The sequence below is a fragment of the Chryseobacterium sp. CFS2 genome (assembly GCF_036543225.1).
Lineage (GTDB): Bacteria > Bacteroidota > Bacteroidia > Flavobacteriales > Weeksellaceae > Chryseobacterium > Chryseobacterium culicis_A.
On record NZ_JAZHQU010000004.1, the window covers coordinates 496,985 to 514,424 of the forward strand.

Consider the following 17,440-nt stretch of genomic DNA (forward strand, 5'->3'; position numbering starts at 1 on the left):
TTTAAAAGTCGTTCCACTCCCGGCGCAACTCACTGATTTTATTAATCATTACACTTATTATCCATCCGGAGGCCGCACCAATCGACAGATATATCAATGTTTTCAAACTAAAGGCCGAATGGAAAATAAATCCAATCTTTAAATGGTCACTCAATGATGCTGAATCAGCATTGTCTACCATTGAATCCCATGCCGAGAATAATATTCCTATAAATCCTCCTGCTGTTATTATTCTTTTCTTCATATTTTTTTGGAATAAAATGTTTTGTTAATTATATCACCTTCTAAAAAGCTTTATTGGTTCTTTTATGACCTACTCATTGTAAAAACAAAGAAACTTATCAATGTATTAATTATTAAAAAAATCAAAATAACTTTCCCAAAAAGCCGCGCAATTTCTTCATTGTTTAAGCAATCTGAATATCTGTATTTGATGTAAAACATCCTAAAAGCAAATAAGATATACAACCCCCTACCACCCTAAAAAGCAAAAAAAGATTACTTTCTTATAAAAGAGTAAACATATTCTTTACCATCAGTGCATTCATAAAATATCTGGTATTTATAATAATTCTGATGTAAACTAATATCATCCAACCTCTTTTTTATTGAGGAAGCATTATTTTTTAACATTAATGTATCAGATGTACTGGGTATTTTATTGACAATGATTTTATAAACTGTTGTATCCTTAGGTTGATCAATATTATATTTAGGTTCCCTCCATACCTCTTTCGCATGATTTTCTGTTTTGATTTTCTCTAAAAGGTTTTTTTCAGATGAGCTTAAAGTTCCTTCTTTAGGTGTTGTAAGCCAGAATACAATGAGAAAACCATATCTATAAATGATAAGACCCAGTATTGCAATAATTCCTATTATTAAATATTTCTTCATTAATTTTCAGTATAATATTTTTTGTTATAATCTGAATTGTATTACATACCATTATTTATTACTTCCCTTATTTTTCTATTTATCCAAAGTCTCCTTATTCTTTTCTGATCTACTCATTGTAAAAACAATGAAACTTATCAATGTATTAATTATTAAAAAAATCAAAATAACTTTCCCAAAAAGCAGCGCAATTTCTTCATTGTTTAAGCAATCTGAATTGTTATCTGTATTTGATGTAAAACATCCTAAAAACAAAGCAGATAGACAAACCCCTATAACCCCAAAAATCAAAAAAAGAAAACATAAGATTGAACAAATATTTATTATTTGAGCAGTTACCCTATTTGTCAACTTCCGATCATTAAATTCAAACATTAATAATCTAAATTGTTTATTTTTAAAATTTACTCCCAAAGTATATCTTCTTTTTTAAATGTTGTACTTTTTTTTGCGTTCGGTCTTTTAATAACCTGTATAAATAATTCGGCATTATACTGCTTTCTATAATTATTAATTGTATTTACAGCTTGATACCATTCTTTATCAGACATAGAATCATCATAATCATCATCTTCGTGTGACTTCTTCGCTAATGCAATAGTAGATTTAACATCTACACTTTCTACAAAGCCAAAACACCCTAAAGACCCTCCTAACCAATCTATTCCAACTTTAACACCTCCAGGTTGAGCCATATATACTGTTCCACCCCTCAAATAATGACCTCCGATATGAATCATTACATCTTTCGCAATATTTATATCATCCCGATCATCATGAATCGGAGTTTTACCGTCCAATTCGGTATTTCTTTCCAATGGTTCCGCCGGCAGACTTACACTTTTATTTCTTGAAAGTTTAAATGCCGGGAATTGAATCCAACCTTTTATCTGATTAGGATAAACATAGTCCATGGCATTATATATATTATCATTTGCATCTTTCGGTTCAAATGCTCTATTGAGAAAATAGTATGTATCCTTATCAACCTCACCTATTTTTTGCCATCCATCTCTGGTAACCGCAAATGAAAATATTTTTTTTTGTTCATTAGCATTCATCAAAAACAGCTCTGCATTATAAACACTTACTATACAAGCCGGATTAATGTTTCCTATACCTCTATTGGCTATATTAAATATCCGAAGAATTGAATATCCAATGGTTTTATCCGTAATTACCAATCTTAAATGTTGTAAAAATACTTCTGTATTCACTTTCTCAGAATCTTTAAAAAAGGCATATACTCTTAGTTTAGCAATATTTCTATCTTTTGGCACAGCATAAGAAATCTTTTCTTCACCTGTTACCTGGGGGGCATTAGCTAAATTCGTATCATCATACTGTATTGCCCATTTAAGACTCTTCAATTCTAATTTTGTTGGCTTTCTGTTGTATTGAATCGCCTTAAAAAAATAGCTTTTCCCATTTTCTATAATTTTAACCTCTTTTGTACATGCAAAATCTTCATAGCATTTTACCGCTTTTACCTGTAGTTGTTTTGTTTGCTCTTTCGCCTGATACTCATCAAATTTCTTTCCTCCTTTTTTCCCATAAAAGGTGTTTTCCTGAGGAGATTTAAAATCCAAAGTTCCCTTGGAAGCATCTTTCATAATATGTTCTGCTTCCTTGTAGGATTTTCCAAAGACATTTCTTACGATATTTCCGCCTTCGCCTGCCATATTACTGCATTTTTACCTGTTTACCACTATTGATAAGCACTTCTTTGGCGCTTTCTACATTGATGGCATCTTTTGTACTGATGTAAGAGCCAGCTTCCATATTTTCTGTAATATTTTTCGCCCTTGAGCTTCTTCCTACTTCTGCAGTTTCGATAATATTACTTGCTGTAAGATTGTAATCATCATTAGCAGTTTCCGTGATATCTTCTCCTGCCATAATATTTACATTTCTCTGGGCAGAGGCAATGATATTTTTGCCGGCATTAATCTGCACATTTTCTCCGGCTGTGAAGGTGATATTTTTGGGAGCATTCACCACAATATTCCCCTTTCCATCCATGAGATAGGTATTTCCGCTAGGATCTTCAATGAAAATACTTCCTTCCTGGTCGTTAAAAATGACTTTATTACCACTTCTCGTTTGAATAGACTTAAGGTGGTTATTGATACTTCCTCCCAATGCCACCTGTCCATGGAACATTCCTCCCATAGCAAACGGAAAATCCGGATGATGATATTCAAAACCTACCATTACCTGATCGCCTACTTCAGGTACTGCAACAAAACCTCTGTTTTGAGTGATCATATCTGTTCCTCCTGCATCAGGGCTCATCATTCTGATAAAATGGGTAGTATCAGGGTTTTTCTGCCAGTCGAATCTCACCTGTATTCTTCCCTGATTAAGAGGATCGGTATTGGAAATGACTGTGGCAACCTGCGGCTCGGCTTTAGGCTGTATGAATTCAGGTTTTGGCATAAATCCTGTTCCTTCAGCAATGGCTTCAAAACTGCCGTTATAATATCCTCTGGCATTGACTTCATGAGTCACTTCAGTAACCGTGATTTTTGTAAAGTAAGAAGTCTGGCTGGTATCCGGCTTCCGCATTTCAATATCGGCAAGGCAGCCCGGATACAGAAAGGGAACCGTAGTATTTCCCGAAACAGTAAATACTTCTACAGCAGCACTTCCGGCAGCACTTTTCTGAGAGTCACTTACATCCACAAACATATTGGCATTGATAGGAGCCGGAGAAAGTGAACGGGTTTTAAAGATATTGTTGTTAAGTTCATAAGCTTTCGAAGGAATTTCTCCCAGGTGTCTGATATTATTTTCAGAACCTTCCATTTTTGTATGGCTGCTGCTGTTATATCCAAAAAACTCAGGATTGGTGTGTACAGCATTCAGTTCTACCTGAACATCTGTTGCATTGCTTCCATAGACAAGCCGGATCGGTTTTTCAGAAGGGGGAAGTTTTCCAAAATGAAGAACTTCTCCATCGTAGTAAAACTGTTCTCCATATGCTTCTGCAGTTCGTGCAAGATAGTTATAGTGGGTTTCGTTATATTGTGAACTATAATTGATATAGCTTTTGTTCTGTGTATCTACTCTGAAATCAAATTTCTCTGATCCCAGTGCTTCTTTAAGTATTTTATTGGCAATAATTCCTGTATTGACAGCCTGATCTCCTCCAAAACTTTGAGTATGGGGAGCGGCATCCATAAGAATAGTAGGACTTTGACCTCGCAGTACTATATTCCCCAGGCTCATTTTTTCCTGGCTGAATGCAGCTTTGGTGATTACCCCTACAAAGGTTCTTTCCGGGCTCTCGCTTTCATAATCTTTATATTTGAAAACAATGGTAATCCTTTTTCCCAAAAACTGGCGGGCTTGTTCCAGGGTGTGGTTTTGAGCTTCCCCAAGAGAATCATGGGCGAGAATAAGTTCAAAATTGTGATGACGTCTTGCACTTTGCTGTAGGCGAAAATGCTTGAAGTGTTTGATAATCTTGCCTTCAATCACAATATCCAGTTTCACCACACGGTTGATTCCGGGAATATGATTCTCTGAAATCTTATCGGAATTCGAGGCATTTTTATTCATAGTGATTAGGTGTGTTTTTTCAGAACTTCATTTTAAATAAACAGGAGTTCTATAAGGTTAAAAAAGGCAGAACAGCATCCCATAAACCGGGTGTACTATCCTGCCTGATATTTAAATTCTGAATAAGCTTAAGAAGGCCATGCTCCGAAGTAAGAAGAATTCCCCAGATCTATCTGTTCTGCACTGATCACAAAACTGATATACATACTGTTGTCATCTACAGCATCGAAATCTACTTCATGCTGAATAACATAACCGTTGTTCCACTTCAGGGTTGTTAATGTTCCTTCTTCGTGAGATTTATTGAAAGTGATCTCACCTACGGTAGGCTTATATTTTCCGTTCAGTAAACTTTCCAGAATGTCTGATTTTTCAGTAGCTTCCACCGTGATTTTGATAAGAGCGTTGGAAGGGTCTGATGCTACACGTCCTGATACGTCTGTAGATCTTGATACGCTGTAGTTAAGCTTTAATAACTTTTGCCCTTCACCGTTGTTGAATTTTAAAATTCCTCTTGAATTTCTTTCTGCCATGATTTGTAAATTTTAATGGTTAATATGTTGTGATTGTTTGCTTTCTATATCACCAAATATAGATGTATTTACAAAAAGCAAATAGAATTTATGATTAAATTTTAAAAAGTGTCGTAATAGTACGACTAACAACTGTTAGGCTAATTAATCACTATAAATCAAGTGTTTGCTATTTTTCCACCTGAAAACTTGATTATTTTATTGGCTGTTTAATATTGTTCAAATAAAAACAATCTTCTGATTGCTCCCTGATAGAAAAAAAGTTTTAAGCAGACCACAAATTTTCGGAATTATGCGACTATTTATTAAGATACTTTTTAAAACAATAAAAAAACAGAAAAAAATAAGACCTATCAAAATACTGATGAACAGCACATTGAATAGAATAACGGGCGATACCAGAATATTTATTCAAAAAAACAAGACAAAATACTTGCGCGGTATTATAAAATGTTATACTTTTGCATCACTTTAAAACAACGAAGTAATAAACGAAAACATAAATGGTTTCTTAGCTCAGTTGGTAGAGCAATGGATTGAAAATCCATGTGTCCCTGGTTCGATTCCTGGAGAAACCACTTTAAAACCTCTAATTTATTTTAGAGGTTTTTTTGTTTTATACTACGAGCCGATCCTACGCTCCCTTTCATGATTTCTTTCTATCCGTCAAAAACTGATGGCATTTTAATCAATTCCAGAATACCAATCAAATTTAATCACACAAAAAGGAATTATTAACAAAATTGCATTATATTTAAACATAAACAATTATTAACAAATATAATAACCAACACCAATCAAAATCATGGAACACCAAACCATTCAAGAAGATGTTAATAATGAATTTAACATTCAACAAAGTCAGTTTAAGAATGTTCTTTCTATTTTTAAAGAAGTAAGCAGGTGTTTACCTCAAAAAACGGCCATTATTTCTGAGACCACAACCCTTTCTTATGAAGAACTGGATTATAAATCAGATCAACTGGCAGCTCATCTTCTTACTTTACCCTTAAAAAAAGGATCTGCTATTGCAGTTTGTATGTCTCAATCTGCAGAACGTATCATCGCTTTTCTAGCCGTACTCAAGATAGGATCTGCTTATATTCCTATTGATGGACAGTTACCGGAGAACAGGATTAAAATGATTATAGAAGACTCGGAAACTGAACTTATCATTACTGAGGATTCTTATAGTAATAAATTCATTGGTACAGAAACCCCGCTGATGAATATGAGCCATAGGTGCTACGATTCTGTTAAACACCCAGAGATCAATCCTGACGACATTGATATGATGCAGACAGCTTATATTATTTATACTTCCGGAAGTACAGGAGTTCCTAAGGGAGTAGAAATTCATCATGAAGCTTTTCATGCTTTTATAGTGTCTTTTACAAGTCTCTGGGGATATTCGGCAAAGGACAGAACACTTCAATTCAGCTCAGCCGGATTTGACGTTTCTATTATTGATATATGGGTGCCTTTATTCACAGGGGCAACTGTTGTGCTGTATCCGGATAACAAGATCATAGGAAAACCTTTGCTGGACTTTATCGTAGAACATAAGATAGAAATTGTTCCATTTCTTCCACCAGCTGTGTTGAGTACATTACCTACAGATATTCCTATCGGGAATCTTCATACATTGTCAATTGCAGGCGAAGTACCTTCTGAGCAAACCATAAAAAACTGGTATCACAGAGTTCGTCTCATTAATGTATACGGACCTACCGAAACTACAGTAGGTGTTGTTACACATCATTTCCAGATTGATACCAATCCTCATATTATCGGAAGACCTTTAGAAGGCACTCATATTCACATTCTCAATCAGGAGCTGGAAAATGTGAGTGAAGGAATTACCGGCGAAATTTATATAGGAGGCAAACAGGTAGCGAAAGGATACATCAATAAGCCGGCAGAAACATCAGAAGTATTTATTGATGCTCCTGAATGGATGCAGTCTCACCACGGGATCAATTACAGATTATACAAATCCGGTGACCGTGGATTCTGGAGAAAAGACGGCAATATTGAATTTGTAGGACGACTGGATGAACAGGTGAAATTAAGAGGATACAGAATTGAATTAAAAGAAATTGAACATCATATAGGACAACTTGCCCAGGTAGCCAATGTAGCTGTAAAAGTACATCGTCCGGAACAGGGACAGCCCGTTCTTGTTGCATTCCTCGAACTTTATGAAACGGATAAAAAGCATATCACGCTGGAAGATATCAGAACACGATTGAAACAAAGCCTTCCCACCTATATGCTTCCTGAAAAAATCATTTTGCAGGACAAACTTCCTTTGACAATTACCGGAAAGATTGATAAGAGCAAACTTCATATTCCTTTACAGCAAACTATCAAAAAGGCAAAAGAGAAAGTGGATACATCAGATCTCAAACAGGAAATCACTGAAATCTGGATGGACTTACTGAATCTGGATGAAATAAATGAAAATGATAACTTCTTTGAATTGGGCGGACATTCTTTAATGCTGGGACAAATGCATGCCCGTTTACCTCTAAATATTCAGAAAAGAATATCCCTTCCCGAACTGTATCAGTTTTCAACCATATCTCTTTTCGTAAAAGAAGCAGAAACCCGTCTGGCGCAGACTCAAATGAGTCAGCAACAAAAGGCTCTTCTTGTGCAGGAACAGCTTATAAAAGATGCAGAACTTCCATTTGATTTTGAAATTACCGAACAACCGGATCCAAAATTTCTGTCCAATCCTTCTACCATTTTCCTCACAGGAGTTACGGGATTTGTCGGCTCACATCTGCTGGAGGAAATCATTCCCCGAAATCCCAATGCTACGATCTACTGTCTTGTAAGAGCCGAGAATGAAACGCTGGGATTAGAACGTATCAAGAGTACTTTTTTAAAATTCAAACTGGTGTGGAAAAGTGAGTATGAAGACAGAATAAGAATTGTTTTAGGTGATCTCACCCAACCGAAATTAGGAATTGACGAAAAATTATATGAAGAACTTCTGAAAAATATAGAGGTTATTTATCATATGGGAAGTGATGTAAGCTATGTAAAACCTTATGAACACATCAAAAAACCTAACGTTGACGGTATGGCTCATATATTACATCTGGCAGTACACGAAAAAACCAAATTTCTGATTATTTCATCTTCAATGGGCGTCTACAGCTGGGGAAGAAGCTTTACCGGAAAAACATGGATGAACGAAGATGATCCTATTGAACAAAATTTACCTGCAGTGTGCCGTGATATGGGATACATCCGAAGCAAATGGGTTATGGAAAGCATGGCCGCAAAAGCCCGTGACAAAGGCCTTCCATTAATAAATTTCCGTTTAGGTTTTGTAGTCTGTCATGGAGAAACCGGAGCCACTCCATTGAATCAGTGGTGGAGTTCGCTGATGCGTTCCTGTATTGAGCTAAAAGCCTTTCCGCTGGTCATGGGACTGAAAGATGAGGTGATTACTGTAGATTATGTATGCAAATCCATTGCCCATATTAGTCAGAATCCCGATGCAGTAGGCTTAAATTTCAATTTAAACCCTTTACCGGAACACGACCTTTCTCTTACAGATTTCTGTGTACGTATCACTGATTATTGTGGATTAGAAATGAAAAGTATGGATTTTGGAATCTGGTTTGAACAATGGAAACGGAATCACGATACTCCTGTGTATGCACTACTTTATATATTCTCCGATGATATTCATGAAGGAAAATCTCTTGTTGAAGCCTATGAAAATACCTATTATTTTAAAAGTAATAATACAGAACGTTTCTTAAAAGATACAAATATAAAACCGGCTATATTTAATAAACCGGTTATAGAAGCCTATCTCAGATATATGAAGATGATTTGATGTTATAAAAATTATATTACCATAAAAAGGCCTCTATTTTTAGAGGTTTTTTTGTTAATCTCCAAGTTCCAACTGGTTCTTTACGAGATGATAATAATCGGATTTCTTAGAAACAAGTTCTTTATGACTTCCCTGCTCAACAATTTTTCCCTGTTTTAATACAATAATCTGATCCGCATTTCTTACTGTGGAAAGTCTGTGTGCTACAATAACAGCTGTTTTGCCCTGAAAAAAAGATTGAAGATTATCATGTATCACTTTTTCGTTATCGGCATCAAGAGCAGAAGTTGCTTCATCAAAGAAAATAAATTTTGGATCTTTATAGACTGCTCTTGCTATAAGTATTCTTTGTTTTTGTCCCCCAGAAATCCCATTTCCAGAAGCACCGATTTTGGTCTTAAGTCCTAATGGAAGTTCTTCAACAAATGATTTTATATTAGCTGTTGTTAAGGCTTTTTCAAGTTTATCATAATCGATATTTTCATCCCCTGCAGCAATATTTCTTTCTATGGTATCCGAAAATATAAAGCCATCCTGCATAACGGTTCCGCAGTTTTTCCGCAAATCTTTCGGAGAAATGTCTTTACTATTTAAATGATTGAAATAAATTTCTCCATTTACAGGTTCATAAAATTTTAAAAACATTTTCATTAAAGTACTCTTCCCGCTCCCACTCGCTCCAACAATTGCAGTTACTTTACCTTCGGGAATAAAGAGATCAATATCTTTTAAGACATAAGGAGATCTGGGCCCCTCATACTGGAAAGAAACATTTTTGAAATAAACTCCTCTCTGTATTCCATTCTGCTCGGTATATTTTTTACTAAGTAAAGGAACATGATTTTCTTTTTCTTCTTCAGGGTGATCCTGAACCTCATTTAAACGGGATAAACTTAATTTGGCATCCTGTAAAGAACGAAAGAACTGAATCAGCTCATTTACCGGAGAATTCATCTGCCCTATAATGTAAGAAACACTTAATAACTCTCCTAAAGTCATGCTTCCTTTGACCACAAAAGATGCTGCCAGAAAAGTGACAATAATATTTTTTAACTGATTGATAAATTCAAACCCTGAAAGCTGTACCTGATCCAGCTTTAGTATTCTTATATTTGTTTTAAACAGTTTCTGCTGTATTTCTTCCCATTTTTCACGCTTATAGTTTTCAAACTGATTCAGTTTCATTTCAGATACTCCATTGATAATTTCATAGATGGATTCCTGATTTTCACTTCTTTGCTGAAAACGGAAATAATCCAGGATTTTTCTTTTTTTCATCCAGAATAAAGACCAGATTACTGATACAAGTGTTAAGATGATGTATACCACCAAAATGGTAACATCATAATACCAGAGTACGGCAAAAAAAACTGAAAAGGTAATGGCAGAAAACAAGGTAATCAGACTTTGTGAAGTCAGGAAAGTTTCTATTCGTTCATGATCCTGTATTCTCTGATTAAAATCTCCCATGAGTTTAGTATCAAAAAACTTTATGGGCAGCTTCAGCAATTTTTTCAGAAAATCAGAAATAATACGGATGTTAATATTGGTTCCTACAATCAGCATGATCCAGTTCCGGAATATATTAAAAATGATATTTCCAAAGAAAAAGGCTAATTGGGCAATCAATATATAGGAGATAACCGAAAGGTTCTTCTTACTCACCCCTTCATCCATTAATTTCTGAGTAAGAATAGGAAATACCAGAGTAGTAACGGTGCCGAAGAGCAAAAGCAGTAACATCTGAAGCATTTGTTTTTTATAGGGCTTCAGATGGTTTAACAGAAATTTTATTGATAATTTTTTTTCTTTTGGCGGATTCTGCTGGTATAAATCTTCTGTGGGTTCCAGGAAAAGAACGACTCCTTTATCCTCATCAAAAATCCAGTTTTTTTCAAACTTTTCTTCTGATAAGGCAATATAACCGTGTCCCGGATCTGCAATTTTAAAAACAGGTTTTCCGGTCAATACATTTTTTGAAATTTTATATAAAATAACAAAATGATTTTGGTTCCAATGAAGGATACAAGGCAAAAGAGAATTATTCAAATTCTTTATCTGTGATTTTGCAGCCACCGTTTTGAATCCTATTTTCTCAGCTGCTTCACTAATTCCTAATAATGAAACGCCTTCGCGGGTAATAAAACTTTTGTCCCTCAGATACTGTAATGTAAAATCCACCCCATAATGAGAAGCTATCATAGCTAAACATGCAGGGCCACAATCCATTTGGTCATGTTGAGGAACAAAATTCATAAATAAATAGAATTATTTAAAAGTTACTGTTGAAAGAGCATCCAGTTGCTTTTTTATTTTTACAGGATTCCCTGTAATATTGACATTAAATGAATTATTACTTCTCATACTCAAGGTATTTTCTACATTAAAATCAGCATTAACCAAAGAGTCTGTTTTCAGATTTAAATACTGAACTGATAGTTTTTCTGCATTAAAATCAGTTGCCGATTTCAATGACAGATTCAATTTTTCAGCTTTTCCTTTTATTGTACTATTGGACACAGAATTCCCGGTATAAACTAATTTATCAGAAATGATCCCCAGGTTAGTAGTTCCCACCACATTAAAATTGAGCTGTAAAGAATTTATGATAAGGTCTGCTCCCGTAGAAACAGTTCCGGTCTGAAAGGCATTTACAGCAATTTCTTCCGTAGTATACGGAATTGTTATATACACGTTACAGGTTTTCATTTCTTCAGTCTGTTCATGGGTATAAATCAATATATGATCACCATCCCTGTAAATTTTAATATTCTGCTGCTGTTCTTTATCAGCTTCTATGACCAAAGAGAAACTTTCTCCCTGCGACAGGTATAGATTGGCAATTCTCTCAGTTTTTATTTCTTTTACAGGAATATCTTTCAATCTTTCTTCTTTTGTAGCCTGTGTTGTCATTAAACTTGTCATAAAAATAGAATTAAAGTGTTAATATATCATATTTACATCAGCTGCGGCTTCTCTTTTCCTGCATCTTCAAGCAATGAATCTATGGGTATTGAAGAAGTAAAATCTGCAGAACTTCTTATGAGATTTTTGATAAGATCTTTATTCCATTCTTCCTGATTAATACTATTCCACTTGAGTTTTACCCAATATACAAAGCTCATCAATTCATCATCTACAGCGGTTTGATTATTGAGTACTTCACTAAAAGTTTGGTATAAGATTTCAGCTCTGTTATCAAGACGATCCAGAAAAGGAATATATTCATTGGTAACCTGAGCCAGCATCAGTTTTCTTAATTTTTTCAGAGATTCGGAACTGTCCTGATAGGAAAATTTAATATCCAGATAATGTACTTCTTCTGAAAGCAATAAACTTCTGTATAATAAATTAAAAATCCCGACTGCATTTTCATTATTGTTCTCCTTCATTTCAACTCTTGAAATATTATGCAATTGCTGAATTTTATGGTAAAACATTGAAGGATTGTATTGCTCAAGCTTCTCATCAAACAACATGGTTTCATGGGTCTGCTGTTTAGCCAATGTATAATTGGACCTTTTATAACTTAAGAAAGCATGGATAGGTAAGCTGATTAACCCATACAAATCTTTTTCTTTTGCTTGCAATGAATCAAAATCAATATATTTTTTAGCACGTACAATCAGCATTTCTGCTTTTTGTATATTTCCGGCTCTTCCTTCTTTTAAAGCTTCATGATAATTGAGACTGTAAAAATTGAAAGCTTCCTTATCCTCACATACGATATTGATAAGTTTTTCCATTTCACTTTCAAAAATGAAATCATCCTTATAATGCTTTAAATTGGTAGATATGAGGTCTTTATGCTGCTGTAAAAGTTCTATCATGTATATATTATTTTCCATAGTGTCAACTGATTAAATATTCTGTGCCTTTTTCCTGAATAATATAATTAATGGCAAGTTTATCCTGAATATTGAATTTATTGGCAGGACAGGCTACTATTCCTTCTTCCCAAGATTTTGGACATCCGCCTCCACAAACCGGAAACATCTTACAGGTATAACAAGGATATCCTTCCTGATTGGTAAGAACGATATCATTCCAGTCCTGTAAATGAAGTGTACTGAACTTCTGGTTCACTTCAATATCTTTTATATTTCCAAGTTTATGAGCTGTCTCTTCATAGGAAGGAACATAGGAAACCTCCGTACAGTTGTAAATATTTCCATACGCATCTATTAATTCTGCATCAGGATTGGTAATCATGCATACTTCATGGTTTCTTTGGGGCAGAATGGAAGGTGAAAAACCGTATCTATATTGTTCTATAATCCATTCTACTTCTTTTTCAGAAAACACTTCTTTTTCCAGGGATACAAGATGTGCTTCATTTCCCCAGGAATGGATGGGAGCCACATAAAAATGGGAAATCTCATCCTGAAAACCATGTTCACTCATCAGTTGTAATAAAGGAACTACAGACTGATAATTGCTTTTATCTACATTACATCTTATGGAAATTTTAACTCCAAGTTCTTTATAATTTTCAATACTGAAAATATCAACCAGGTTTTTAAAAATAAGATCGAATGAGTTTTCTCCAGACTTCACAAAACGTCTTTTATCATGAAATTCAGCGGTACCATCCAATGTTATTTCTATTGCCCCGACATGGTGTTGATTAACCAATTCCAAAAATATATTCTTTTTAAGCGCTAGCCCATTAGTTGTCATTTTAGCACCATAACCGATTCCTAAATCAGAAGTTATTTCTTTTAATTTTTCTGACACTTTTCTCAACGTATGCAAACTCATCAGAGGCTCACCTCCAAACCAGCCGATGAACAGTGCCTTGTAATCTTTTAAAGAAAGCTTATGTTTTAATCGTTCAATAAGTTTTTCATAATCTTTAGCCTGCAGATCGTTTTTGGTATGCTGCTGTCCACAGTAATCACAACCTAGCTGGCAGTTTGAAGAAGGCTGAATAACCTGATACAACACATCGTTGCTTGAAATCATCATTTTATTTTCTTCAACAATTTCCATTAATTCATCTTCGAAAGAAGGCACTAAAATAAGAGCAGTAATAAGTTGGTTTTTTATATCTGCATCAATTTTATCAAAATCTCCCTCTATCAGAAAATCGAAATTCTCTTTCTGTAGAAGAAGTACTTTACAGCTTCTTGTTGAAAAGATGGTGTATTTATCTTCCGAAACTTGCGTAGAGACTGTATAATGAGATAATTTATAGTTCATTAGTTCACTTTTAGAATTAAAAGAAAAAGTGTTCATAGTTTTCTGACATTAAACACATTCGGTCATTTTGGAATTATAGAGTCTTTACGTTTGGCTTTACTGTACAACCAGTATTTCCACAGCCTGTATTATTTGCTGCCGCGTTTCCTCCTTTGATTGAAGATAATTCTCCTTCTTTTAGTGTAGTCACATCTGCTGAAATTTTAGTCAACAGGTTTTGTAATTTTGAATTTTTCATTTTAATTAATTTTAAGAATTAGATGTAGAATCATAGTTTTTGAAGTGTATAATTCTTTAGACTTTTTCACACTTTCCTTGCAAGGGGTATTTATAAATGTTTCATTTGTATAGTACTCTACAAACTACTTCATCTGATAAATCTTAATTTGATCTGTTTTTTTCATCCTGATTACCTGTTTCTCTTTCTTCCATAGATAATTTAGTACTTCCAAATTTGTAGGTCAGTGAAATTCTAAATTGTCTGGTATCATAATATTGTAAAAAGGTTTGATTAATATCCTGAGATCTGTTGCTATACAGGGTGAGATTTTTTCTGAAAATATCATCAAAATTCAGCCCTACCGTTAATTTCTTATTAAAGAGCAAAGACCTAAACCCGATATTTAACGTTGACGAAGAGGAACTGTTTATAATCCCTTGTACCGCCGGATAATTATATTCATAATAAAGGGTTGCTAAAAATGTTTTTTTCTTATTCAGAGAAAAGGTATTGGTAGATGTTGTATATCCTCCCCAGCCTGAATAAAAGTTTGAAAATAAATCGATCTTCGGATTCAGCTCATTATAATAGGCCGATACTTCCGTTGCGGTATTCCACCAGCTGAAAAGATCGTAATTGAATGTCAAAGATCCTCCTAAAGAGCTCGAATCAAAATAATTCAATCTTTTAAAAGCCTGGGAATCATTCATGATATCATGTACCGTTACCTGCCCATAGCCATCACGTTTATTACTATTATACAGACTTAGATTCAGTAAGCTCTTATAGGAATAATTAAATTCTATATTATAGCTATATGCCGGCTGCAGAAAGGGATTTCCTTCTGTATATGACTTGGGACTAATATACCATTTTGCCGGATTCATTTCCCAAAATCCCGGTCTCTGAATTCTCCTTCCGAAATTCAGTGACAGCACATGATCTTCATTGGGTTTAAAAGAAACATAAGCCGTAGGAAAAATCTTAAAATAATTTCTCTTTATTTCCTGATTTACAGAAAAAGAATTGGCATTGGTTTGTGTATTCTCACCGCGAAGTCCTGCTTTTACATCCCATTTTTCACCAAAATGCTTTAATACACTTATATAAATCATCTGCATATTTTCCTTATACAGGAAATGATCTGCCTGTGATGAAAGTAGGCTCTCATCAATCTTGTTATAAAATTTTGAGTCTACCTTATTATCTGTCGTAGTAGAAGTGGCTTTTACTCCGAAGGCAAAATCTGCCCAGCTGCCCGGAAGCTCAACATCTGCTTTCAAGGAATAATTTTTAATATCCTGATGAGAATTATTAATAGCCAACTGATTTTCACTGGAATTCCCCACAAAATCCTGTAAAAGGGAGCTGAAATTATTATCTTTCGGGGATACTCCATTAAAATAATCGGCATCTACTGAAAACTTTTTCCCTTTATCATCAAGATCCAGTGTATAATTGACATTCAAAGAAACGTTTTTGGGTTTTCCGGATGACATTCCTTCTGTCTTATAGTTTTTAATCACCGCACCATCTGTATAATTTCTGCTGAAATTATTATTGAACTCATCAGACGTATTATTTGAGAACGAGCTGATAAGCTGTGTTCCAATGCTACTTCTTTTGGTAAGGTTGTACTTTAAGTTCATTACTATTCCCAAATTTTTCTGATGATTCCGGTTATAAATATTATTATTCCAATGTTCGTTAGGGTAATAATAATTAATATCGTTGGTATACATATTTTTCCCATACTGATAGTTGAGATCAACTAAAGCAGAAAATTTATCTTTTTTATAGGTTAATCCTACTGCATGTAAAAAAGTAGCATAAGTTGCCTGCTGATACACTGATCGTAGGGTTACTTTCCAGTTATCCTGCGTCGCTTCTTTCAATTGAATATTGATAAGTCCGCTATTTCCTTCCGCATCATATTGTGCCGGTGGATTTGTAATGACTTCAATTTTCCGGATGTTTGCCACAGGAATTGATTTCAAATAATTATAAAGATCATCACCGGATAATTGTATAATTCTGTCATTAACCATTACTTTGACGGAACTTTTCCCTGACAGTTTTATTTCGTCACCCTGAATCCTGACTCCGGGAGTCAGTTTCAAAGCATCCATTGCATCTCCTCCCTGTGCTGAAACAGAATTTTCCACATTAAAAACCAGGCGGTCAATTTTTCTTTCTACTAATCTTTTTTTCGCGGTTAGTTTTACTTCCTTGATATCTGTTTCTTTTGCGGCCTGTACAATCAAATCTGAATGTATGTTTCCATCTACAATGCTAATTTTACTGTAAACTACTGTTTCATTTTGAAGAACTTCCAGTAAATATTTACCATTTTCAGGAAGGCTTACCATAAATTCTCCATTTTCATCACTCATCGCCATTCGTTTTATCCCGTCCTTTCCTGCTGTAATTTCAGCATATGGAATGGCTTTTTGATCCTTATCCAATAGTTTCCCGGATATACTTTGTGCATATGAGAAAGCCGACATGAAAAAAAAGGGAAAGAAATAAAATGAAGAATGGACTTTTAACATATTATTATTCAGTAAAATAATTGCAATACTCTCGTGTAGGGATATTCAGTCCTCCATCCTTTTACAACATCAAGTATTGTTAAAGGCAGAAGAGTACATTCTATTTTTTCGGAGGTGTATTTTTAGGGTCTTCTTCGTCTATGTTGTTAGGAACGGATATTGTATCACTCTTAATGATCTTATATAATTCAGGTGAGTTTTTACTTCCTTTTAGTATTTCTTTAGAATTCATCTTTGCGGGCTCCATAGTATCTAATTCATTTTCATCCCTACATGAGCTTAATAAAAATAAAAGTAAGATCAGAGCTAAATAGTAATTCATCTTTTCCATAATAATCAGTTTTTGTGGTGGAAATATATAGAGGTAAAATAGAATTTGCAAAATTTACAATTATCTAAAGCATTAATAGCGTAAAAAAAGAGCGTTTATACTTAAAAAAAGACAATAAAATCATAAAAAAAATTTATATTTTCATAAAAACCATAAATACAAAAATTTGATTTTCAATCAATTGTAATTTAATACCTGATTTAATAAAAAATTACTTATTTTTATCTTGTTTTATAAATACAAATGAATCATTTAAGGTATATTTTTCTCATTTTTTTTCTTTTT

The 17,440-nt window shown here is 34.2% G+C and carries 14 protein-coding genes and 1 tRNA gene; 3 read left to right on the forward strand and 12 right to left on the reverse strand.

Annotated features, from left to right (window positions below; all coding sequences use genetic code 11):
* Position 1 precedes the first annotated feature (1 nt).
* Positions 2-244: a hypothetical protein gene (locus ODR02_RS12130; RefSeq protein WP_209788281.1), complete on the reverse strand. Its 243-nt coding sequence runs from the start codon at positions 242-244 to the stop codon at positions 2-4.
* Positions 245-498: 254 nt separating this feature from the next.
* The gene (locus ODR02_RS12135) at positions 499-894 is read right to left on the reverse strand and encodes a hypothetical protein (RefSeq protein WP_309512596.1); all 396 of its coding nucleotides are present in this window, start codon (positions 892-894) and stop codon (positions 499-501) included.
* Positions 895-1,021: 127 nt separating this feature from the next.
* On the opposite strand from ODR02_RS12135, the gene ODR02_RS12140 reads away from it, so the two are divergent.
* Complete coding sequence (locus ODR02_RS12140) at positions 1,022-1,225, forward strand: hypothetical protein (RefSeq protein WP_309512597.1); 204 nt, start codon at positions 1,022-1,024, stop codon at positions 1,223-1,225.
* Between the two features lie 73 nt (positions 1,226-1,298).
* Here the strand turns inward: ODR02_RS12140 and ODR02_RS12145 are convergent, their stop codons facing one another.
* From ODR02_RS12145 to tssD, 3 genes are all read right to left on the reverse strand, one after another.
* Positions 1,299-2,576 carry a hypothetical protein gene (locus ODR02_RS12145; protein WP_309512598.1) on the reverse strand — a complete coding sequence of 426 codons (1,278 nt, stop codon included), beginning with the start codon at positions 2,574-2,576 and terminating at the stop codon, positions 1,299-1,301.
* Between the two features lies 1 nt (position 2,577).
* Positions 2,578-4,458 carry a type VI secretion system Vgr family protein gene (locus ODR02_RS12150; RefSeq protein WP_309512599.1) on the reverse strand — a complete coding sequence of 627 codons (1,881 nt, stop codon included), beginning with the start codon at positions 4,456-4,458 and terminating at the stop codon, positions 2,578-2,580.
* A gap of 128 nt (positions 4,459-4,586) precedes the next feature.
* Positions 4,587-4,991: a type VI secretion system tube protein TssD gene (tssD, locus tag ODR02_RS12155; RefSeq protein WP_105681061.1), complete on the reverse strand. Its 405-nt coding sequence runs from the start codon at positions 4,989-4,991 to the stop codon at positions 4,587-4,589.
* Between the two features lie 505 nt (positions 4,992-5,496).
* Between tssD and ODR02_RS12160 the strand changes: the two genes are divergently transcribed.
* Both ODR02_RS12160 and ODR02_RS12165 read left to right on the forward strand, forming a co-directional pair.
* A tRNA-Phe gene (locus tag ODR02_RS12160) sits at positions 5,497-5,569 on the forward strand.
* Positions 5,570-5,796: 227 nt separating this feature from the next.
* A complete protein-coding gene (locus ODR02_RS12165) occupies positions 5,797-8,850 on the forward strand; it encodes a non-ribosomal peptide synthetase (RefSeq protein WP_309512600.1) in 3,054 nt (1,017 codons plus the stop codon).
* Positions 8,851-8,904: 54 nt separating this feature from the next.
* Here ODR02_RS12165 and ODR02_RS12170 read toward each other — a convergent pair whose 3' ends face one another.
* The 7 genes from ODR02_RS12170 to ODR02_RS12200 all read right to left on the reverse strand — a co-directional run bounded on the left by ODR02_RS12170 (position 8,905) and on the right by ODR02_RS12200 (position 17,155).
* Positions 8,905-11,106 carry a peptidase domain-containing ABC transporter gene (locus ODR02_RS12170; RefSeq protein ID WP_209788265.1) on the reverse strand — a complete coding sequence of 734 codons (2,202 nt, stop codon included), beginning with the start codon at positions 11,104-11,106 and terminating at the stop codon, positions 8,905-8,907.
* A 12-nt stretch (positions 11,107-11,118) separates the two neighbouring features.
* Positions 11,119-11,775 carry a GIN domain-containing protein gene (locus tag ODR02_RS12175; RefSeq protein WP_209788262.1) on the reverse strand — a complete coding sequence of 219 codons (657 nt, stop codon included), beginning with the start codon at positions 11,773-11,775 and terminating at the stop codon, positions 11,119-11,121.
* Positions 11,776-11,807: 32 nt separating this feature from the next.
* Positions 11,808-12,680: a hypothetical protein gene (locus tag ODR02_RS12180; protein WP_309512601.1), complete on the reverse strand. Its 873-nt coding sequence runs from the start codon at positions 12,678-12,680 to the stop codon at positions 11,808-11,810.
* 22 nt (positions 12,681-12,702) lie between these two features.
* Complete coding sequence (locus ODR02_RS12185; protein ID WP_309512602.1) at positions 12,703-14,052, reverse strand: radical SAM/SPASM domain-containing protein; 1,350 nt, start codon at positions 14,050-14,052, stop codon at positions 12,703-12,705.
* 73 nt (positions 14,053-14,125) lie between these two features.
* Complete coding sequence (locus tag ODR02_RS12190; protein WP_165791601.1) at positions 14,126-14,290, reverse strand: hypothetical protein; 165 nt, start codon at positions 14,288-14,290, stop codon at positions 14,126-14,128.
* Positions 14,291-14,433: 143 nt separating this feature from the next.
* Positions 14,434-16,779: a TonB-dependent receptor gene (locus ODR02_RS12195; protein ID WP_309512603.1), complete on the reverse strand. Its 2,346-nt coding sequence runs from the start codon at positions 16,777-16,779 to the stop codon at positions 14,434-14,436.
* 145 nt (positions 16,780-16,924) lie between these two features.
* On the reverse strand, positions 16,925-17,155 hold the full coding sequence (locus tag ODR02_RS12200; RefSeq protein ID WP_209788254.1) for a hypothetical protein: 231 nt from the start codon (positions 17,153-17,155) through the stop codon (positions 16,925-16,927).
* Between the last annotated feature and the right edge of the window lie 285 nt (positions 17,156-17,440).